The following is an 18,908-nucleotide window of genomic DNA, read 5'->3' as shown; positions in this document are numbered from 1 at the left end:
TTCCGCCCCCCGGGGTGGGGGGGGGGCGTCCCCCCGCGGGTTTGGCCCCCGCCCCCCCCCCCCCGCCGGGGGGGGGGGGGCCCCGGGGGCGCGGGCCCGGGCGCCCCCCCACCCCTCGGGGAGGTGCGGTACGGACGGCCGTACTACTGCGGTGTCATCCGCCCGACCATGTCCGGGTGCTCCTTCAGCCAGGCCTCCACGGCCTGCTCCTCGTGGCCCTGGCCGCGGTTCTTGATCTCGGCCTCCAGGCTGCCGAGCTCGTCCTCGCTCATGTGGAAGTTCTTGATCCACTTCGTGAGCTGCGGGTACTGCCCGGGGAACTCCTGGCTGGAGATCGTGCGGATCGTGTTGCCCTCGCCGAAGGCCTTCTTGGGGTCCTTCAGCTTGGTCAGCCCGTACTCGCTGTACGCCCAGTGCGGCGACCACAGGACGACGGCGACCGGCTCGTGCTTGGCGTAGGCCCGCTTGAGCTCGGCCAGCATCGCCGGCGTGGAGCCGTCGACGACCTTGTACTCCTTGTCCAGGCCGTAGCCCGGCATGACCTCGTCCTTGAGCAGCTGCATCTCGCCGGTACCGGGCTCGATGCCGATGATCTTCCCGTCGAAGAGGTCGGCCTTGCCCTTGAGGTCCGCGAGGGACTTGACGTCCTTCACGTACGAGGGGACGGCGATCTCCAGGGAGGTCGGCTGGTACCAGGTGCCCAGGTCGGTGAGCTTGTCCTTGTTCTTGTCCCAGTAGTTCTTCTGGGCGTGGGGCAGCCAGGCGTCGAAGTTGAGGTCGAGGTCGCCGGAGGCCAGGCCGGTGTAGACCGGGCCGACGTCCATCTGCTTGAGGTTCAGCTTGTAGCCGCGCCGCTCCAGGACGTTCTTCCACAGGTAGGTGACGGCGACGTCCTCGTCCCAGGGGAACCAGGCGACGTCCACGGCATGCTCGGCCTCGGGCGGGGTGGCGCCCGATGCGGAGGAGACCGGGGCCAGCTTGTCGACGACGCCGGGGTTGGCCTTCAGCCAGGCGCGGACGGCGTCCTGCTGCCCGCCCTTGCCGGCCTTGTTGATCTCGGCCTCGAGGCTGGTGAGCTGCTTCTCGGTCATCGAGAAGTCCTTCAGCCACTTGCCGACGACCGGGTTGTCGTCCGCGAAGCCCTTGCGGGACAGCGTGTGCACGCCGTCGCCCTTGCCCCAGGCGCCCTTCGGGTCCTTGAGCTTCTTCAGGTCGTAGTCGTTGTACGCCCAGTGCGGCGACCAGAGCGTGGTGACGATCGGCTCCTGCTTGGCGTAGGCGCGCTTGAGCTCGGCCAGCATCGCCGGCGTGGAGCTGTCGACGACCTTGTACTCCTTGTCCAGGCCGTACTCCTTGAGGACCTTGCTCTTCAGCAGGGCCATCTCACCGGCGCTGGCCTCGATGCCGGTGATCTTGCCACCGAAGACGTCCGCCTTGCCCTTGAGGTCCTCGAGGGAGTCGACGTCCTTCATGTACGCCGGGACGGCCAGCTCCAGGGAGGTCTGGTCGTACCAGGCCCCGAGGTCGTCGAGCTGCTTGCCGTACTTCTTCCAGTACTGCTCGTGCGTCGTCGGCAGCCAGGAGTCGGTCTCGAAGTCGATGCTGCCCTGGGCCAGCGAGGTGTACAGCGGTCCGGCCTCGAACTGCTTGACGTCGACCTGGAAGCCACGCTGTTCGAGGATCTCCTTCCACAGGAAGGTGGAGGCGACGCCCTCGTCCCAGGGGATGTAGCCGATGCTGACCTTCTTGCCCTGGCCGACGTTCTTGCCGGCGGCCACGGCGGGGGCGTCGTCGCCGCTGCCGCCGAAGACGCCCATGCCGCCGGCCACCAGCGCGAGGATCACGACGCCGACGGCGGCGACCTTCGGGTGGGGCCGGTAGGACCAGATCTTCAGGCCCTGCATGCTGCGGGCCTTGGCGGCGGCGCGGCGGCCCAGCGGCGAGACCTGGGTGCCCAGGGCACTGGTCATGCGGTCGAGGTAGATCGCCAGGATGACGATGGCGACGCCGGCCTCGGAGCCGAGGCCCACGTTGAGCTGGCCGATGGCCTCGTTGACGTCGCCGCCGAGGCCGCCGGTGCCGACCATGCCGGCGATCGCGGCCATGGACAGGCCGAGCATGATGACCTGGTTGACGCCCGCCATCACCGTGGGCAGGGCCAGCGGGAGCTGGACGCGCAGCAGGGTGTTGCGGGGCGTGGTGCCGAAGGCCTCGGCGGCCTCGACCAGCTCCTTGTCGACCTGCCGGATGCCCAGCTCGGTCATGCGCACGCCCGGGGCGAGCGCGAAGATCAGGGTGGCGACGATGCCCGCGGAGGCGCCGGTGCCGAAGAAGAGGATCGCCGGGATGAGGTAGATCATCGCGGGCAGCGTCTGCATGAAGTCCAGCACGGGCCGGACGATGCCGCTGACCCGGTCGGAGCGCGCCGCCCAGATGCCCACGGGCACCGAGACGACCAGGGCGATGATCGTGGCGACGAGGACCAGCGCCAGGGTGGTCATCGCGTTCTCCCACAGCTCCATGGAGACGATGAACGCGAATCCCAGGAAGGTGAGGACACCGGCGACCGTGCCGCGCAGCCAGAAGGCGATGACCGCGAAGATGCCGACGAGCAGCAGCGGTTCGGGGGCCTGGAGGACGGCGTTGATGCCGTCGTAGGTGCCGGTGAAGACCGTCTTGAAGAAGTCGAAGAGCCACGCGACGTGCTCGAGGAGCCAGTCGACGGCGCTGTTGACCCAGTCGCCGAGCGGGATCCTAGGCATGGGACATCACCTTCTTCGGACCCTCTTCGCGCGGCTGGGCGCAGGTGGCGGCCTCGGTCCGCTCCTCGCCGAGGAAGGAGACGAGGCGGCGGGCCGGGACGACCCCGACGAGCCGGTCGTCGGCGTCGAGGACCGCCACGGGGTGGGACACGCGGGCGCTGATCGCGCACAGCTCGGTGAACGGCGTGTCGGGCGTGGCCGTCTCGCAGTCGCAGTCGGCCTCGTCGCCGTTCAGGTCGGTGTCCATGACGGAACCGGCGGTGAGCACGCGGGAGCGGTCGACGTCCTGGGTGAAGGAGGCGACGTAGTCGTTGGCGGGGCGCATGAGGATGTCCTGCGCGGTGCCTGTCTGCACGATGCGGCCGTCACGCATGACGGCGATGCGGTCGCCCAGGCGCATGGCCTCGTTGAGGTCGTGGGTGATGAAGACGATGGTCTTCTTCAGGGTCTTCTGCAGCTCGATCAGCTGGTCCTGCATGTCGCGGCGGATCAGCGGGTCGAGGGCGCTGAACGACTCGTCCATCAGCAGCAGGTCGGCGTCGGTGGCGAGCGCGCGGGCCAGGCCGACGCGCTGCTGCATGCCGCCGGACAGTTCGTCCGGCCACGACTTCTCCCAGCCGGCCAGGCCGCACAGGGCGAGCGCCTCGTCGGCGCGGCGTTCGCGCTCGGCGCGGGGCACGCCCTGCACTTCAAGACCGTAGGCAGCGTTGTCACGGACGCTGCGGTGGGGGAAGAGCGCGAAGTGCTGGAAGACCATGCTGATCTTCTTGGAGCGGACCTCGCGCAGCTGTCGCTCGCTGATCTCGGTGAGATCCTGGCCGCCGAAGCGGACGTGCCCGGCGGTCGGCTCCAGCAGACCGTTGAGCATGCGCAGCAGCGTGGACTTGCCGGACCCGGACAGCCCCATGACCACGAAGATCTCGCCGGGCTCCACGGTGAAGGACGCGTCGATGACGGCGGCTGTGGTGCCGTCGGCGCGCAGTTCCTCCCGGTCGGCCGACTTGCGCAGTCGTTCGACCGCCTGATCCGGTTTTCTGCCGAACACCTTGTACAGGTGCTCGGCCTCTAGCCTCGCTGTCACGCTTACCTCTTGGCTCGGGGGCAGGGACGGGGACACGAAGACTGGCTAACAGTTGAACGTCTCAACCAGCTAGGACCCGGCTGCGCGCCTGCCCTGATCGCCCCGACTCAAACTCAGGAGTGATCCGGCTCACATCGCCTCCACTCCTCGCCCCCATGAGCTGCGGCATGATGCGAGGCGTGACCGGACGACTGATGCTCCTCGACACCGCCTCCCTCTACTTCCGCGCCTACTTCGGCGTACCGGACTCCGTGAAGGCCCCCGACGGCACGCCGGTGAACGCCGTGCGCGGACTCCTCGACTTCATCGACCGCCTCGTGAAGGACCACCGCCCCGACCACCTGGTCGCGTGCATGGACGCCGACTGGCGCCCGCACTGGCGGGTGGAGCTCATCCCCTCCTACAAGGCGCACCGCGTCGCCGAGGAACACCCGGCGGGCCCGGACACCGAGGAGGTGCCCGACACGCTGTCCCCGCAGGTTCCGGTCATCGAGGCCGTCCTCGACGCGCTCGGCATCGCCCGCGTCGGGGTGCCCGAGTACGAGGCGGACGACGTGATCGGCACCTACACCGCCCGCGCGAAGGGACCGGTGGACATCGTCACCGGTGACCGCGACCTCTACCAGCTCGTCGACGACGCCCGTGGCGTGCGCGTGCTCTACCCGATCAAGGGCGTCGGCACGCTCCAGCTCACCGACGAGGCGGTCCTGCGCGAGAAGTACGGCGTCGACGGCCGCGGGTACGCCGATCTGGCGCTGCTGCGCGGCGACCCGAGCGACGGCCTGCCGGGCGTGGCCGGCATCGGGGAGAAGACGGCCGCCAAGCTGCTCGCCGAGTTCGGGGACCTGGCCGGCATCCTCGCGGCGGTCGACGACCCGGCGGCCAAGCTCACGCCCTCGCAGCGCAAGCGGCTGACCGAGGCCCGGCCGTACCTCGCGGTCGCCCCCAAGGTCGTCCGGGTCGCCGACGACGTCCCGCTGCCGGACGTCACCACCGCGCTGCCGCACACCCCGCGCGACGGGGCCGCGCTGGACGGCCTCGCGGCCCGCTGGGGTCTGGGCGGATCCCTGGAACGACTGCTGACCACGCTCACCGCCTGAGCCGTACCGTCGGAGCAAGCAATGTCTGCGCCCGGAAACCGGCAGTCGGAACGAGGGAAGCCGTACCGTGCGCCGGGGGTACTCGTGGGGCTGTGGGCCACGGGGCCCCGACTGGGACGGGGATGCTAACTTAGGTAAACCTAACTCAGGGACTGGGAGGCCGTCATGGCAGAGCGTCCGGGCCGCAGGCCGCGCAAGCCGCACACCGCACAGGTCGTCCGCACCGAGCGGCTGACCCCGCACATGCAGCGCGTGGTCCTCGGCGGTGAGGAACTCGCCGCGCTCTCGGCGGACACCTGCACCGACCACTATGTGAAGCTGCTCTTCCCCGCCGAGGGAGTGACCTATCCGGAGCCCTTCGACATGGAGCGGATCCGCGAGGAGTTCCCGCGCGAGCAGTGGCCGGTGACCCGGACGTACACGGTGCGCCAGTGGGACGCCGAGCACCGCGAGCTGGTGCTGGACTTCGTGATCCACGGTGACGAGGGGCTGGCCGGTCCCTGGGCGCAGCGCGTCCAGCCGGGCGAGACCGTCCGGTTCATGGGTCCCGGCGGCGCCTACGCCCCCGATCCGGCCGCCGACTGGCACCTGCTCGCGGGCGACGAGAGCGCCCTGCCCGCGATCGCCCGGTCCCTGGAGGCGCTGCCCGACGGGGCCCGCGCGTTCGCCTTCGTCGAGGTCGAGGGGCCCGAGGAGGAGCAGAAGATCGACTCCGACGTGGAGGTCGTCTGGCTGCACCGCGGCGACCGTCCGGTGGGCCGGGCCCTGGTCGAGGCCGTGCGCGGCCTGGACTTCCCCGAGGGCCGGGTGCACGCGTTCGTGCACGGCGAGGCGGGCTGCGTGAAGGAGCTGCGCAGGCTGCTGCGGGTGGAGCGCGAGATCCCCCGCGAGGACCTGTCCATCTCCGGCTACTGGCGGCTCGGCCACAACGAGGACGGCTGGCAGGCGTCCAAGCGGGAGTGGAACGCCCGCGTCGAGGCCGAGCAGGAGGGCACGCCGGCCGCCTGACCGACGGCCCCGGACGCCGGCACCCGGACCCGGGCACCCGGCCGACGCCGCCCAGCCGTCCGCGGCGCGTCCGGCCGACGGCCGCGCTCGGCGGCGGACGGCGCAGGGCGGCACACGGGGCACCGCCGGGCACACGCCCGGCCCCGGCCCCGCTCGGCGGCCTCCGAGGCGGCCACCGCACCGGCCCGGGCGCCGCGCGGCGGCCTCACGAGCGCGCGGCCACCGCACCGGTCCGTGCCCCCGCCTCAGTCGCCGCGTACGCGGGCGTGCAGGTGCATGTCGTGCCAGCCGTCGGGGTGCAGGACGGCCTGTCGCTTGGTGCCCTCCAGGACGAATCCGGTCTTCTCCGCGACGCGGCAGGACGCCTCGTTGGCCACGGAGTGCAGCAGCTCCAGCCGCTGGAAGCCGATCTCGTCCAGGGCCCAGCGGGCGAGCGCGTTCGTGGCGCGCGCCGCGACGCCCCGGCCGCGGGCCGCCGCCGTGGTCCAGTAGGCCACCTCGGCGACCCCGTCGAGGAGCACCACCTCGCGGAACGCCACCCGGCCGAGCAGCCGGTCCGTCGACGCGTCGGCGACCGCCCACTGCGGCGACCGCTCCTCCTCCCAGGCCCGCTGCCAGTCCGCGATCCAGCCGCGCACCTCTTCCTCGGAGTCGGCGGCACGAGCGTGCCACTGGTGCATCATCGGGTCCTGGAAGGCCGCGTGGACGGCGGGCGCGTCCTCGGTGCGCCACGGGCGCAGGACCAGCCCGTCACCGGCGGGGATCACGGGCTGCGGGGCGGAGGAGAGGGCACCGGGCGCCAGGACGGGGTTCGTCAGGAAGGGCATGCCCGGCATCCTCCCCAAGGCCCCGGTGCGCGGACCACCCGTTTTCCGCGGCACCCCGCCTCGTACGCTGGCACCCGATGAGACGCCGTACGCCTCCCCCGCCCTCGCCCCTCCCCCAGCGCCACGGGGTGGACCCGGTGCGGGTGCGGCTGCCGCCCGCCGGGCCGTGGGCCACGGTGCGCGAACACCTGGTGGAACGGCTGTCCGGCGCGGGCGCCGGCACGGTCGAGGCCATGTTCGACGCGGGCCGGATCGTCGGGTCCGACGGACGGGCCGTCCGCCCCGACGCGCCGTACGAGCCCGGGATGTACGTCTGGTTCCACCGCGACCTGCCGCCGGAGACGCCGGTGCCGTTCCCCGTCGAGGTGGTCCACCGCGACGAGCACATCGTCGTCGCCGACAAGCCGCACTTCCTGGCCACCACCCCGCGCGGCGGACACGTCACCGAGACCGCGCTCGCCCGGCTCCGCCGCGAGCTGGACCTCCCGGCGCTCGGCGCCGCGCACCGTCTGGACCGGCTCACCGCCGGACTGGTGCTGTTCACGGTCCGACCCGAGGAGCGCGGCGCCTACCAGTCCCTGTTCCGCGACCGGCAGGTGCGCAAGGAGTACGAGGCGATCGCACCGTACGACCCCGCGCTCGCCCTGCCCCGGACCGTGCGCAGCCGGATCGTGAAGGAACGCGGGGTGCTGGCCGCTCGTCAGGTCGAGGGCGAGGCGAACGCCGTGAGCCGCGTCGAGCTGACCGGGCACCGTCGCCCCGGCCCGGGGAACGCCCCGGCGCTGGGGCGGTACCGGCTGGTGCCCGCGACCGGGCAGACCCACCAACTGCGCGTGCACATGAGCGCCCTCGGCGTGCCGATCCTCGGTGATCCCCTCTACCCCGAGGTGACCCCGCCCGTCGCGACCGGAGACTTCCGGCGCCCGCTGCAACTGCTGGCGCGGGAGCTGGCGTTCACCGACCCGGTGACGGGGCGCGAGCACCGGTTCGTGAGCGGGCGGTCCCTCGGGGCGTGGACGGCGTACGAGGAGTGGGCCGGCCGTCAGTAGCCACGCCACCAGAGCAGGAAGCGCTGCCAGACCCCCTTGGGGCGAGCCGGCTCGGACGGCGCGGCCGGCACGGTCGGCTCGATGGGCGCGGGCGACGGAGCGGGCGTGGTGGGCGCGGGCTCCGGCGGCAGGGTGCCGATGTGCCAGGTGGCGCGCTGCTGAGGGACGTCGGTGTGGCTCGGCCGCTGTGTCACCTCCTGCTGCGGCCGCGGTTCGAAGCGCACCGGCAGTTCCACCAGGTGGCGCGAGGCGATCGACGACCGCCAGCTGAGTTCGTCCTCCTCGCAGTCGAGCCGTACGTCGGGCAGCCGCATCAGCAGCGCGTCGATGCCGGCGTCCGCGATGGCTCGCCCGATGTCCTGGCCGGGGCACTCGTGCGGGCCGCCGCCGAAGGCCAGGTGGGAGCGGTTGCCCTGCATGCTCGCGTCCAGGTCGGGGCGGATGCGCGGGTCGACGTTGCCCGGTGCGATGCCGAGCAGCAGTCCGTCGCCCGCGCGGATGCGCTGACCGCCCAGCTCCGTGTCCTGCTTGGCGAAGTAGGCGAAGACCGTGCTGAACGGCGGCTCGTCCCACAGCGACTGCTCGACCGCCTCGGGCACCGTCATCTGACCGCCGCTGAGCTGGGCGCGGAAGCCCGGGTCGGTGAGCACCACGCGCAGCACGTTGCCGATGAGGTTGACGGTCGCTTCGTAGGCGGCGAGCAGGACCAGCCTCAGGTGTTCCCTGACCTCGTCGTCGGTGAGCCCGGCCGGGTGGGTGACGAGGTGACTGGCGATGTCGTTCTGCGGCCGCGTCCTGCGGGCCGCGGTGAGCCGCTCCAGGGCGTCCATGACGTAGGCGTGGCTGGCGATGGCCGTGTCGGTGCCCTTGAGCGTGTCGCGGGCGGCCTCCACCATCCGGTCGTTGTACTCGTCCGGCATGCCGAGGACCTCGCACATCACGCCCATCGGCAGGTGCTCGGCGAACATGCCGACGAGGTCGGCGCGGCCCTCCTCGCAGAACCGGTTGACGAGGCGCTGGGTGTGCCGCGTGATGTGCCGGCGCAGTCCCCGGTAGTCGATCGTGGACATGGCCCCGGTGACCGCGCCGCGCAGCCGCTTGTGCTCGTCGCCCTCGGCGTGCGAGCAGATCGGCTGCCAGGCGATGTGCGGCATGAGCGGGTGGTCCGGCTTGACCATGCCCTCGTTGAGCGGCGTCCAGATCCGGCTGTCCCGGGAGAACTGGGCCGGGGCGCTCACCATGTGCAGGTTCTCGGCGTGCCCGAGGACCACCCACATCGGCACGTCGTCGTGGAGCAGCACGGGCGCCACCGGCCCGTACCGGCTCCTCAGGCGCTCGTAGAGCTCGCCCAGGTCCTCCGTCTCGTTCAGCCGGTGCAGTCCGCCCGGTCCGAGGCCATGCGCGGGGCAGCCGGGCGGTGGTCCGAGCAGGGAGTCGCCCGTTCCGGTCGGGGAATGGCGTTCAGGCGTCACAGTGTCGCTCCGCAGCAGAGGTGAGGGTCGGCAGGGGGGCCGCTCGGGTCAGGTGAGCGCGCCCTTCAGGGCGAGGGAGTGCAGGAAGCGCATCAGCGTCATCAGGACGTCCCGGCTGGAGGCCCGGCGCCGCACGTCGCAGTCGAGGATGGGGATCTCCTCGGGCAGGTCGAGCGCGGTGCGCAGCTCCGCGACGGGGTAACGGGGCGCGTCCGGGAAGGAGTTGACGGCGACGACGAAGGGCACGCCGCGCTCCTCCAGCCGCCCCATGACGTCGAAGCTGACCTCGAGGCGGCGGGTGTCCACCAGCACCACCGCACCGAGCGCGCCCTCGAACAGGCCGTTCCACAGGAACCAGAAGCGCTCCTGGCCCGGTGTCCCGAACAGGTACAGCACCAACTGGTCGGTGATGCTGATGCGGCCGAAGTCCATGGCCACGGTGGTGGCGGTCTTGGAGGCGGAGCCGTAGTTGTCGTCCACGCCGATGCCCGCCTGGGTCATCGTCTCCTCCGTGGTCAGTGGTCTGATCTCGCTGACCGAGCCGACCATGGTGGTCTTGCCGACGCCGAAACCGCCCACGATGACGATCTTCACGGCGGCTTCGGCCGTGTGCGGCAGCCGGTCCTCCGTCCGTGGGCCCGGGACCGTGTCAGAGCTTTTGAAGTCCATGCATCACCGCTTCGAGAAGGGATCGGTCGGCGACCTTCTGGCGGACGACCGGGGCGCGGAACTGGACCAGTTCCGCCGTCAGCAGGTCGGTGAGCAGCGCGGTCACCACACTGAACGGCAGGCTCAGGTAGGCCGACAGCTCGGCTGCGGACAGGGGCGCGGCGCACAGCCGCAGCAGGGCCGCCTGTTCCGGTGTGGCGGACACCGGCGGGTCGGCGCGGGCCACGATCAGGGTGACCAGGTCGATGTCGGCGCGCTCGCCGCCGCCCTCCCCGCCGATGACGAAGAGCCGCTCCGGGTTGGGGAGTTCACCTTCCTCGGGCGGCGGGCCCGCCGCGGACGGATCCTGGCCGGGAGACCGCCTCCGGCGTTGCGGAGGAGTCATACGGTCTGCCCGTTGCGCCGCGCGGGACTGGTCAGATGGGGTCCGATGCGGGCGACCAGGTCGGCCATGCTGAGGCTCATCCGGCCGGGCTCGCAGCGGACGTCGGAGAGCACGGCGAGGAAGGCGTTGGGGCCGGCGGCCATCAGGTAGAAGTAGCCGCCGTTCATCTCGATGATGACCATCTTCATCTCACCGTCGCTGGTGGGGATCTCCTGGGCGACGGCCCCCGCCAGGCTCTGCAGGCCCGCGCAGGCAGCGGCGACCCGGTCGGCGGCGTCCGGGTCACCGGAGTAGCGGGCGATGCGCAGGCCGTCGGCGGAGAGCACCACGATCATCTCGATGCCCGGGACGCCGTCGTAGAGGTCCCTGAGCATCCAGTCGAACTTGCCTTGCTGCTCGATCACTTGAGGTTCCCCTCGTCGTCGGCCGGGGCGCTGGCCGGCTGGTTGCTGGACTGCTGGTGGGCCTGGGTCAGACCCGGGTGCTGCTTGAGGCCCTCCCAGAAGGCCTCGACCCACTGCCCCGGCGGCGTCGCGTCGACCGGCTCGGGCTCGGGAGCCGGCGGGACGCCCCTCCGGGCCCGCTCGGCGGCCTCACGGGCCTCGCGTTCGGCCTCTTCGCGCTCCCAGACCGCCTGCTCGGCGAGCCGCTGGCTGAGCGGCATCTTGACCCGGCTGCGGCGCTGCGGGAGGCCGCCCGCCGTCCACTCGGTGACCTCGGGGACGTCGTCCTCGAGCGACACCGTGGCCGGGATGCGCGGGCTGGTGGGACGGCGCTTCTTGGGCTTGCGCTGGGGACCGGGCAGCGCGTCGGGGCCCGGGGTGGGGATCGAGGTCGCGCCGATGCCGTGGGCGAGGCCGACGCCGGGCTCGGTGGTCATCATCTTGCTGGGCACGATGAGGATGGCGCGGACCCCGCCGTACGCGGAGGCCCGCAGGGAGACGTCCATCCCGTACTGGGTGCACAGCCGGCCGACGACGGACAGGCCCAGGCGGGGGTGGTGGCTGAGGTCCTGCACGTCCGTGCCGCGCTTGGCGTCCTCGAGCAGGCCCTCGATACGGGCGCGGGACTCCTCGCTGAGGCTGACGCCGGCGTCCTCGATCTCGATGCAGACGCCGCTCTGCACCTCGGTCGCGGTGACGTGCACCTTGGACTCGGGCGGCGAGTAGCGGGTCGCGTTGTCGAGGAGTTCCGCGGCGGCGTGGATGACCGGCTCGACCGCGGTGCCCTTGATGTTGACCTTGGCGATGGAGGCCAGGTTGATCCGGCGGTACTGCAGGATGCGGGACATGGCTCCGCGCAGCACGCTGTAGAGGGCGACCGGGGCGGGCCACTGGCGGCCGGGCCGGCCGCCGCCGATGACGGAGATGGAGTCGGCGAGGCGGCCGATCAGTGCGGTGCCGTGGTCGATGCGCAGGAGGTCGTCGAAGACCTCGGGGTTGCGGCCGTGGTCCTCCTCCATCTCGCGCAGCTCCTTGTTCTGCTGGTGGACGATCGCCTGGACGCGGCGGGCGATGTCGACGAAGGAGCGCTCGGCGGACTCGCGCATGGAGTCCTGGTGGTCGATGATCGCGCACACCGTGCGGATGAGGTGGCGCTGCGGCTCGCCGAGGCCGGCGTAGGAGGGGTCGAGTTCGGGCAGGTGCCGGACCACCTCGTCGGGGGTGTTGCCCCGGCGCATGTAGTGCACGGCCGCGGGCAGGACCTCGCCGCCGAGACGGGCCATCTCCTCCTGGTGTCCCGCCACCCGCCGTTCCAGGTACGCGCTGTGACGGGCGTGCTCGGCGCGAAGGGACCGCAGGGTGCGGCCCCGGCGTACCGCTTCGGCCGCCGCCACGACGACGAGCAGCGTGGCGACGGCGCCGCACAGGGCGACGGCGAGCCGGGCCGGTTCCGTCACGAGGGCGACGGCGGCCCCGCTCGCCGCGGCCATCAGTACGACGGGGAGCAACAGCGTGCGCGCGTACGGAAGTTCACGGCGCCCTGGAGGGGAATCAACACTCACCATGTAGGCCCTCTGAAAACGAATCGGCGGGGATGGGGAAGCGTGCAGGGGGTATGTCTGGGAGTTGCCGGGACCTTCGGCGCATTGGGAACAAGCGCGCGAATTCACCTCAACTCGGTGCGCTGCGGGCGAGCTTAGTCCGAGCGGATCATCGCCGTGTCATATTCGGCAAGCACCTGAAACGGGCATGAGGGCTGGAGTACCCTCGGGCCCATTTGCACGCTGGGGAGTCGTTCGAACACCAGGAGTGAGCGCGTACGGGTGTGCGGAGATCACTCACCGTGACGGGGGATCGTGGCGCCGGGACGCTGACGCACGAAGGCCCGGCACGGCGCGGGCCCGCCCCCTGTGCGGGGAGCCGGACCACGCCCTGCCGGGCCGGTGAGCTGCCGGTCAGCCCACGGACGAGTAGGCGACCACTCCGCGCAGCAGCCCCTCGACCGCCTTGCGCGCGTTCTTCGGCACCGTCGAGCCCTCGCGGGGTGCGGCCGCCGCGATCTGGCCGAGGACGTCGATGACCTGCTTGCACCAGCGCACGAAGTCGCCGGCCGGCATCTCCGCCTCGCGCAGCACCTCGTCGAGGCCCTTGCCGGACGCCCACTCGTGGGCGGCCCAGGCGAAGCCCAGGTCCGGCTCGCGCTGGCCGACACCCTCGGTCTGGCTGATCCGGAACTCCTCCTCCAGGGCGTCCAGCCGGCCCCAGATGCGCACCGTCTCGCCGAGCGCCGCCTTGGCCCTGCCGGAGGGCACCTTCGGCGCCATCGCGTCGTCGGCGACCCGCGACTCGTAGACCAACGCCGAGACGCAGGCGGCGAGTTCGGCCGGGGAGAGCCCCTCCCAGACGCCCTCGCGCAGGCACTCGCTGGCGAGCAGGTCGAGTTCCCCGTACAGCCGGGCGAGCCGCTTGCCGTGCTCGGTGACCTCGTCACCGCGCAGGTAGTCCATCTCGGTCAGCAGGGCGACGATCCGGTCGAAGGTACGGGCGATGGTGTTCGTCCGTCCCTCGATCCGGCGCTCCAGCTGGGAGGTGTCACGCAGCAGCCGGTGGTAGCGCTCGGCCCAGCGGGCGTGGTCCTCCCGCTCGTCGCAGCCGTGACAGGGGTGGGCGCGGATGGCCTTGCGCAGCCGCGCGATCTCCCGGTCGTCGGCCGCCTGGGACTTCTTCTTGCGCACCCGCTCCTGCGGAATGTGCCCGGCCTTGGTGCGCAGCGCGGAGGCGAGGTCCCGGCGGGACTGCGGCGAGCGGGGGTTGAAGGACTTCGGGATCCGCATCCGCTCCAGCGGCTCGACGGGCACCGGGAAGTCGATCGACGCCAGCCGCTTCACCTGCCTTTCGGCGGTCAGCACCAGCGGGCGGGGTCCGTCGTGGTGCTCGAAGCCGCGGTGGCCGTTGGAACGCCCGGCGGGCAGGCCCGGGTCCAGCACCAGGGCGAGACCGGCGAACTTACCCGTCGGCACGTGGATGACGTCGCCCGGCTTCAGCTTCTCCAGCGCCGCGGCGGCCTCGGCGCGCCGCTGGCCGGCACTCTGCCGGGCCAGCTCCAGCTCGCGGTCCTTCAGTTCGCGGCGCAGCCGCGCGTACTCGTCGAAGTCGCCGAGGTGGCAGGTCATGGAGGCCTTGTAGCCCTCCAGCCCCTCCTCGTTGCGCTGGACCTGCCGGGAGATCCCGACGACGGACTTGTCGGCCTGGAACTGCGCGAAGGAGGTCTCCAGCAGCTCCCGCGAGCGGTGCCGGCCGAACTGCTCGACCAGGTTGACCGCCATGTTGTACGACGGCCTGAAGCTGGAGCGCAGCGGGTACGTGCGGGTGCCGGCGAGCCCGGCGAGGTGCTCCGGGCTCATGCCGCGCTGCCACAGCACGACGGCGTGCCCCTCGACGTCGATGCCGCGCCGGCCGGCCCGGCCGGTGAGCTGCGTGTACTCGCCGGGAGTGATGTCGGCGTGCTGCTCGCCGTTCCACTTGACCAGCTTCTCCAGCACCACGGAGCGGGCGGGCATGTTGATGCCGAGGGCGAGGGTCTCGGTGGCGAAGACGGCCTTGACCAGGCCGCGCACGAAGAGCTCCTCGACGACCTCCTTGAAGGTCGGCAGCATGCCCGCGTGGTGGGCGGCGATGCCCCGCTCCAGACCCTCCAGCCACTCGTAGTAGCCCAGGACGTGCAGGTCCTCGGTGGGGATGGAGGCGGTGCGCTCCTCGACCAGGGCGCGTACCTTCGCGCGCGCCTCGTCGTCGTTGAGCCGCAGACCGGCGTGCAGGCACTGCTGGACGGCGGACTCGCAGGCGGCGCGGCTGAAGATGAACGTGATCGCGGGCAGCAGGCCCTCGGCGTCGAGCCGCTCGATGACCTCGGGCCGGCCCGGCGTCCAGATGCGGGAGCGCTGCCTGCGTTCGCGCTCGCGGTCGGCCTCACGCATGTGCCGGCCGCGGCGGCGGTCCTGGTAGGAGGGGCGGGTCGCCTCCATGCGGGCCATGCGCATGAGGTCGGGGTTGACGGCCTTCTTGTGGCCCTCGCCCTCCTCGAACAGGTCGTACATGCGGCGTCCGGCCAGCACGTGCTGGAACAGCGGCACCGGGCGGTGTTCGGAGACGATCACCTGGGTGTCGCCGCGCACCGTGTCCAGCCAGTCGCCGAACTCCTCCGCGTTCGACACGGTCGCCGACAGCGACACCAGGGTCACCGACTCGGGGAGGTGGATGATCACTTCCTCCCACACGGCGCCGCGGAAGCGGTCGGAGAGGTAGTGCACCTCGTCCATCACCACGTACCCGAGGCCGAGGAGGGTCTGCGAGCCCGCGTACAGCATGTTCCGCAGGACCTCGGTGGTCATCACGACCACCGGGGCGTCCGAGTTCACGCTGTTGTCGCCGGTGAGCAGGCCCACCTTGTCGGCGCCGTAGCGGCGGCAGAGGTCGGCGTACTTCTGGTTCGACAGGGCCTTGATGGGGGTCGTGTAGAAGCACTTCTTGCCCTGCCGGAGGGCGAGGTGGACGGCGAACTCGCCGACGATCGTCTTGCCGGAGCCGGTGGGGGCGGCGACCAGCACGCCCTTGCCGGCCTCGAGGGCCTGGCAGGCCTCGATCTGGAAGGGGTCGAGGCCGAAGTCGTACATCTCGCGGAAGGACGCGAGTGCGGTGGCCTGCTCGGCAGCGCGCTGACGGGCTGCCGCGTACCGCTCGGCCGGTGAGAGATCCTCTGTCATCGTACTTTCGAGCGTACCGGGCCCCACTGACAACAGGACGATCTTTATCCGACCCGGGCCCGGATGCTGCCGCCTCGCCCGGGATGTGACCTTCGTCCCGCAGGCCCCACGCGTGAGGGGCCGGACGGCGTCCGCCCCGGCCCCTCACGTCTGCCGCTGTCCCGGCCGGGTCAGGTCACGTCGTCGTAGCCGTTGTACCTGGCCGACGGAGTGCCGTCGACGGCCCCGCTCGCCTGCTGGGGCAGGGCCCGCGACGTCGTCACGGGTTCGACGGCGTCGACCGGTTCCGGCGTGAGATCGAGCTGCGACGCCTCGTCGTCGTCGAGCTCCGCGTCGGGGTCGGCGCGGTGCCGGCGCTTGTCGTTGAGCACGGCGAACCCGACCGCCAGGAAGTACAGGACGACGATCGGCCCGGCGAGCGCGATCATGCCGACGGGGTCGGTGGTGGGCGTCGCCACCGCGCCGAAGACGAAGACGCCCATCACGATGCCGCGCCACCAGCCGGCCATCCTGCGTCCGGTGACGACACCGGCGACATTGAGCATCACGAGCACCAGGGGCAGCTCGAAGGCGCCGCCGAAGATCAGGATCATCCGGACGATGAAGTCAAGGATCTTGTCCATCGGCAGGATGTTCGCCGAACCGTCCGGCGTGATCCCCAGCAGCACGCGCATGCTGACCGGCATGATCGTGTACGCGAGCCAGCCACCGCCCAGGAAGAGGGGTACGGCCGCCGCCACGAACCAGTACGTGTACTTCCGCTCGTGCTTGTGCAGACCCGGCGCCACGAACGCCCAGAGCTGGAAGAGCCAGACCGGGCTGGAGAGAACGATGCCCGCCATGAGGCACACCTTCACCGTGGTGGTGAAGGGCGACAGCAGGTCGGTGTAGGCGATGACGGCGCAGGCGCCGCCGGTCGACTCACCCAGTCCGTCGGTGCAGCGCGGCACGGGGTCCATGAGGAAGGTCATCAGCTGCTGGCTGTAGAAGACCGCCACCACGGTGACGACCGTGATCGCCAGCATGCCTTTCGCGAGCCGGTTGCGCAGCTCGCGCAGGTGCTCCACGAGGGGCATCCGCCCCTCGGGATCCTTCTCTCTCTTGCGGGCAGGCTTGAGCAACCCACATCCTCATCTCGTGCGGCGGGCCGGTCGCCACCGGCCCTGCGTCAGCGCTTGGTCGTGTCCGTCGGCTCGGTGACCGGGCGCGAGCTGGTCACGTCACCGGGGGCGGCCTGGATGGTGCGCTGCGTCGCGGCCTGCTCGGGGTTCGGCGGGTCGGCGGGGGCGGCGGACTTGTTCTCGTCCTTCATCGCCTTCGCCTCGGACTTGAGGATGCGCGCGGACTTGCCGAGCGAACGTGCCATGTCCGGGAGCTTCTTCGCGCCGAACAACAGGATGATGACGACGAGAATAAGAATGATCTCGGTAGGTCCGAGCCTTCCCATAAGTCTTTACCTTCTCACCGAGGCGGCTGGGTGGGGTGCTGTCCGACCCGTCGGACAGGTGTCCGACCGATCGTGTTGTGCAGCGATCGTAACGCTCAGGGGTAAACGTGAGGCAATCCCCGTGCGTACTCCCGTCCGCGTCCGGGCCTCGTTTTCCGGACCGCGATCAGCAGCGTACCTTCCGGAACCTGCGCGGTGACAGGGCGAAGCCCTCCCGGAATGCGACGGAGGGCACCCGTCGGGTCACTCCCGGAATGCGGCCGGGCTCACAGGGCGTCCACGGAGCGGGCGGCGCTCTCCGCGGCGCGCTCCAGGTCCGCGGCGGCCCGGTTGATGCGGGACGCCGAGTCCGCCACCTGCCGGCCCAGCCGCTGCGCCTCCACGAACACCCTTACAGCGAACACCGCGAGGACGGCGAGACCCAGAAAACCCACGGCAACCGCGAACATCGGCCAGAACATGACGCCGAGCCTAGACCGTCCCCTGGGCCGGCCGTGCACCCCGGCCGGTCACACGGTGGAGTGCAGCCGCAGGGTCCTGACCCCACCGCCCGTGAGCAGCTCCACGATCCGCTCCCCCGCGGGCTTGCGGACGGCGGACCCGCACTCCGGGCACGTGAAGGAGTAGAACGTGGTGCGGCTCGTGGCGCCGATGGCCAGGCGCAGGGCGCCGGCGGCGAGTTCGAAGCGGCCCCGGCAGTCCGGGCAGCCGGCCCTGAAGACGACCGGGGAGACGCGTCTCATGCCGGCGAACGCCGACGCCGCCGTCACACCCTGCAGACCCGGCCCTGTCGTCTCGCTCACAGTCCCCGCTCCTGCCTGTCGCACCCGGTGCCCGGCCCGTCGGGCACCGTCTGCCCCGCCTCGGTCTCCGGTGCCGGCCGCGCGCCGTGCGCCGCGACGGCCTCGATCCCGTCGTACGCCGCGAGCGCCTCACGGGCGGCCTGCCGGGCGCTGCCGGCGAGTTCGGGCGGGGACACGATCCGGCCGTCGCGCCCGAGCCGGAGCGCCAGCCGCCGCAGGGACGCCGGGTCGGGCGTGCGCAGGGTGATGCGCAGGCCGCCGTCGGGCAGCTCCTGTGCGCTGTCGTGCGGGTAGTACTCGGCGACCCAGCGTCCGCCCGGGCCGACCTCCACGACGACCTCGGGGTCCTCGGCGGCGGGCTGCACCAGCGCCTCGGACAGGTCCCGCAGCTCCACCTCCGGCGGCGCGGCGGGCTCGTCGAGGATGCGGATCTCGGCGACCCGGTCGAGCCGGAAGGTGCGCCGGGCCTCGGAGCGGCGGCACCAGGCCTCCACGTACGTGTGCCCCACGCTGACGAGGCGGATGGGGTCGATCTCGCGCTCGGTGAGCTCGTCGCGGGCCGGCGAGTAGTAGCGGATCCACAGGCGCCGGCGCTCGGAGATCGCCCGGTCGACGTCGGCGAAGACACCGCCCTCGGACTCGAAGGTGACGGACAGGCGCGAACTGGCGCCCGCGGCCTCGCCGGCCGCCGTCTCCACCTTGGCGGTCGCCCGCAGCAGCGCCTGCCGGTCGCTCTCCCGCAGACCGGGCAGGGTCGCCACCGCGCGGGCGGCGACGAGCAGTGCGGTGGCCTCGTCGGCGGCGAGCCGCAGCGGCTCGGCGGCGTCCGCGCCGAGGGCCGCGGGGTTGTGCCACCAGATGCGCTCGCCGTCGGTGTCGATGTCGAGGAGATCGCCGCCGCGGAAGCTGGTGCCGCACATGGGCAGCACGTCGAGGTCGGAGACCAGCTCGTCCTCGGTGATGCCGAAGGCACGCGCGACGTCCTCCACACGGGCGCCGGGGCGCTCGCGCAGATACGTCACCAGGGACAGCATCCGTCGGGTCTGGTCGATGGCGTTCACGGGCCTGACCGGTTTGCCTGCCACTGTGTTGTCCGCTC

Annotated in this window: 17 protein-coding genes; 3 read left to right on the top strand and 14 right to left on the bottom strand. The window is 71.6% G+C overall.

What is annotated here, in order from left to right; genetic code table 11:
* Nucleotides 1-143: 143 nt before the first annotated feature.
* Together ACGF3H_RS34095 and ACGF3H_RS34090 are read right to left on the bottom strand one after the other, a co-directional pair.
* Complete coding sequence (locus tag ACGF3H_RS34095; protein ID WP_362499985.1) at nt 144-2,762, bottom strand: ABC transporter permease/substrate binding protein; 2,619 nt, start codon at nt 2,760-2,762, stop codon at nt 144-146.
* Nucleotides 2,755-3,843: a glycine betaine/L-proline ABC transporter ATP-binding protein gene (locus ACGF3H_RS34090; RefSeq protein ID WP_362499984.1), complete on the bottom strand. Its 1,089-nt coding sequence runs from the start codon at nt 3,841-3,843 to the stop codon at nt 2,755-2,757. The genes ACGF3H_RS34095 and ACGF3H_RS34090 overlap by 8 nt, the downstream gene beginning before the upstream one ends.
* A gap of 194 nt (nt 3,844-4,037) precedes the next feature.
* Here ACGF3H_RS34090 and ACGF3H_RS34085 point away from each other — a divergent pair, with 194 nt between their 5' ends.
* Both ACGF3H_RS34085 and ACGF3H_RS34080 read left to right on the top strand, forming a co-directional pair.
* Nucleotides 4,038-4,943, top strand: coding sequence for a 5'-3' exonuclease (locus tag ACGF3H_RS34085; protein WP_362500015.1), 906 nt, complete (start codon nt 4,038-4,040; stop codon nt 4,941-4,943).
* A 165-nt stretch (nt 4,944-5,108) separates the two neighbouring features.
* Nucleotides 5,109-5,951 carry a siderophore-interacting protein gene (locus ACGF3H_RS34080; protein WP_362499983.1) on the top strand — a complete coding sequence of 281 codons (843 nt, stop codon included), beginning with the start codon at nt 5,109-5,111 and terminating at the stop codon, nt 5,949-5,951.
* Nucleotides 5,952-6,196: 245 nt separating this feature from the next.
* Here ACGF3H_RS34080 and ACGF3H_RS34075 read toward each other — a convergent pair whose 3' ends face one another.
* Nucleotides 6,197-6,778 (bottom strand): GNAT family N-acetyltransferase, encoded by a 582-nt coding sequence (locus ACGF3H_RS34075; RefSeq protein WP_362499982.1) that lies wholly within the window; start codon nt 6,776-6,778, stop codon nt 6,197-6,199.
* Nucleotides 6,779-6,855: 77 nt separating this feature from the next.
* Here ACGF3H_RS34075 and ACGF3H_RS34070 point away from each other — a divergent pair, with 77 nt between their 5' ends.
* Nucleotides 6,856-7,827 carry an RluA family pseudouridine synthase gene (locus ACGF3H_RS34070; RefSeq protein ID WP_362499981.1) on the top strand — a complete coding sequence of 324 codons (972 nt, stop codon included), beginning with the start codon at nt 6,856-6,858 and terminating at the stop codon, nt 7,825-7,827.
* Here the strand turns inward: ACGF3H_RS34070 and ACGF3H_RS34065 are convergent.
* From ACGF3H_RS34065 to ACGF3H_RS34015, 11 genes are all read right to left on the bottom strand, one after another.
* The gene (locus ACGF3H_RS34065; RefSeq protein ID WP_362499980.1) at nt 7,821-9,299 is read right to left on the bottom strand and encodes a cytochrome P450; all 1,479 of its coding nucleotides are present in this window, start codon (nt 9,297-9,299) and stop codon (nt 7,821-7,823) included. The two genes, ACGF3H_RS34070 and ACGF3H_RS34065, sit on opposite strands and share 7 nt — an antisense overlap.
* Before the next feature lie 48 nt (nt 9,300-9,347).
* Nucleotides 9,348-9,968, bottom strand: coding sequence for an ATP/GTP-binding protein (locus ACGF3H_RS34060; RefSeq protein WP_362499979.1), 621 nt, complete (start codon nt 9,966-9,968; stop codon nt 9,348-9,350).
* Entirely contained in the window at nt 9,949-10,353 is a 405-nt protein-coding gene (locus ACGF3H_RS34055) for a DUF742 domain-containing protein (protein WP_362499978.1), read from the bottom strand. Before ACGF3H_RS34055 ends, ACGF3H_RS34060 begins: the two co-directional genes overlap by 20 nt.
* Nucleotides 10,350-10,727: a roadblock/LC7 domain-containing protein gene (locus tag ACGF3H_RS34050; protein ID WP_202436838.1), complete on the bottom strand. Its 378-nt coding sequence runs from the start codon at nt 10,725-10,727 to the stop codon at nt 10,350-10,352. Before ACGF3H_RS34050 ends, ACGF3H_RS34055 begins: the two co-directional genes overlap by 4 nt.
* Before the next feature lie 26 nt (nt 10,728-10,753).
* Nucleotides 10,754-12,361 (bottom strand): ATP-binding protein, encoded by a 1,608-nt coding sequence (locus ACGF3H_RS34045; RefSeq protein ID WP_362499977.1) that lies wholly within the window; start codon nt 12,359-12,361, stop codon nt 10,754-10,756.
* 390 nt (nt 12,362-12,751) lie between these two features.
* Entirely contained in the window at nt 12,752-15,559 is a 2,808-nt protein-coding gene (locus tag ACGF3H_RS34040) for a DEAD/DEAH box helicase (protein WP_362499976.1), read from the bottom strand.
* Nucleotides 15,560-15,729: 170 nt separating this feature from the next.
* Nucleotides 15,730-16,635 carry a twin-arginine translocase subunit TatC gene (gene tatC, locus ACGF3H_RS34035; RefSeq protein ID WP_362499975.1) on the bottom strand — a complete coding sequence of 302 codons (906 nt, stop codon included), beginning with the start codon at nt 16,633-16,635 and terminating at the stop codon, nt 15,730-15,732.
* A gap of 92 nt (nt 16,636-16,727) precedes the next feature.
* A complete protein-coding gene (gene tatA, locus ACGF3H_RS34030) occupies nt 16,728-17,006 on the bottom strand; it encodes a Sec-independent protein translocase subunit TatA (protein WP_225636670.1) in 279 nt (92 codons plus the stop codon).
* Nucleotides 17,007-17,272: 266 nt separating this feature from the next.
* Nucleotides 17,273-17,467: a hypothetical protein gene (locus ACGF3H_RS34025; RefSeq protein WP_362499974.1), complete on the bottom strand. Its 195-nt coding sequence runs from the start codon at nt 17,465-17,467 to the stop codon at nt 17,273-17,275.
* Nucleotides 17,468-17,515: 48 nt separating this feature from the next.
* On the bottom strand, nt 17,516-17,749 hold the full coding sequence (locus tag ACGF3H_RS34020; protein WP_228754024.1) for a phage terminase large subunit family protein: 234 nt from the start codon (nt 17,747-17,749) through the stop codon (nt 17,516-17,518).
* Nucleotides 17,750-17,805: 56 nt separating this feature from the next.
* The gene (locus tag ACGF3H_RS34015; protein WP_362499972.1) at nt 17,806-18,894 is read right to left on the bottom strand and encodes a WYL domain-containing protein; all 1,089 of its coding nucleotides are present in this window, start codon (nt 18,892-18,894) and stop codon (nt 17,806-17,808) included.
* Between the last annotated feature and the right edge of the window lie 14 nt (nt 18,895-18,908).

Origin of the sequence: Streptomyces sp. NPDC048185 (assembly GCF_043202495.1) — a bacterium.
In the GTDB taxonomy this organism is placed as follows: domain Bacteria; phylum Actinomycetota; class Actinomycetes; order Streptomycetales; family Streptomycetaceae; genus Streptomyces.
The sequence above is the reverse complement of the archived record's forward strand: the minus strand, read 5'-3'. Positions and strand labels throughout refer to the sequence as shown.

Excerpts from the sequence above, each read along its gene's own strand:
- ACGF3H_RS34095 (WP_362499985.1), bottom strand. The coding sequence starts at position 2,762 with ATGCCTAGGATCCCGCTCGGCGACTGGGTCAACAGCGCCGTCGACTGG.
- ACGF3H_RS34085 (WP_362500015.1), top strand. The coding sequence starts at position 4,038 with ATGCTCCTCGACACCGCCTCCCTCTACTTCCGCGCCTACTTCGGCGTA.
- ACGF3H_RS34080 (WP_362499983.1), top strand. The coding sequence starts at position 5,109 with ATGGCAGAGCGTCCGGGCCGCAGGCCGCGCAAGCCGCACACCGCACAG.
- ACGF3H_RS34075 (WP_362499982.1), bottom strand. The coding sequence starts at position 6,778 with ATGCCCTTCCTGACGAACCCCGTCCTGGCGCCCGGTGCCCTCTCCTCC.
- ACGF3H_RS34070 (WP_362499981.1), top strand. The coding sequence starts at position 6,856 with ATGAGACGCCGTACGCCTCCCCCGCCCTCGCCCCTCCCCCAGCGCCAC.
- ACGF3H_RS34060 (WP_362499979.1), bottom strand. The coding sequence starts at position 9,968 with ATGGACTTCAAAAGCTCTGACACGGTCCCGGGCCCACGGACGGAGGAC.
- ACGF3H_RS34055 (WP_362499978.1), bottom strand. The coding sequence starts at position 10,353 with ATGACTCCTCCGCAACGCCGGAGGCGGTCTCCCGGCCAGGATCCGTCC.
- ACGF3H_RS34050 (WP_202436838.1), bottom strand. The coding sequence starts at position 10,727 with ATGCTCAGGGACCTCTACGACGGCGTCCCGGGCATCGAGATGATCGTG.
- ACGF3H_RS34045 (WP_362499977.1), bottom strand. The coding sequence starts at position 12,361 with ATGGTGAGTGTTGATTCCCCTCCAGGGCGCCGTGAACTTCCGTACGCG.
- ACGF3H_RS34040 (WP_362499976.1), bottom strand. The coding sequence starts at position 15,559 with ATGACAGAGGATCTCTCACCGGCCGAGCGGTACGCGGCAGCCCGTCAG.
- tatC (WP_362499975.1), bottom strand. The coding sequence starts at position 16,635 with ATGCCCCTCGTGGAGCACCTGCGCGAGCTGCGCAACCGGCTCGCGAAA.
- tatA (WP_225636670.1), bottom strand. The coding sequence starts at position 17,006 with ATGGGAAGGCTCGGACCTACCGAGATCATTCTTATTCTCGTCGTCATC.
- ACGF3H_RS34025 (WP_362499974.1), bottom strand. The coding sequence starts at position 17,467 with ATGTTCTGGCCGATGTTCGCGGTTGCCGTGGGTTTTCTGGGTCTCGCC.
- ACGF3H_RS34020 (WP_228754024.1), bottom strand. The coding sequence starts at position 17,749 with ATGAGACGCGTCTCCCCGGTCGTCTTCAGGGCCGGCTGCCCGGACTGC.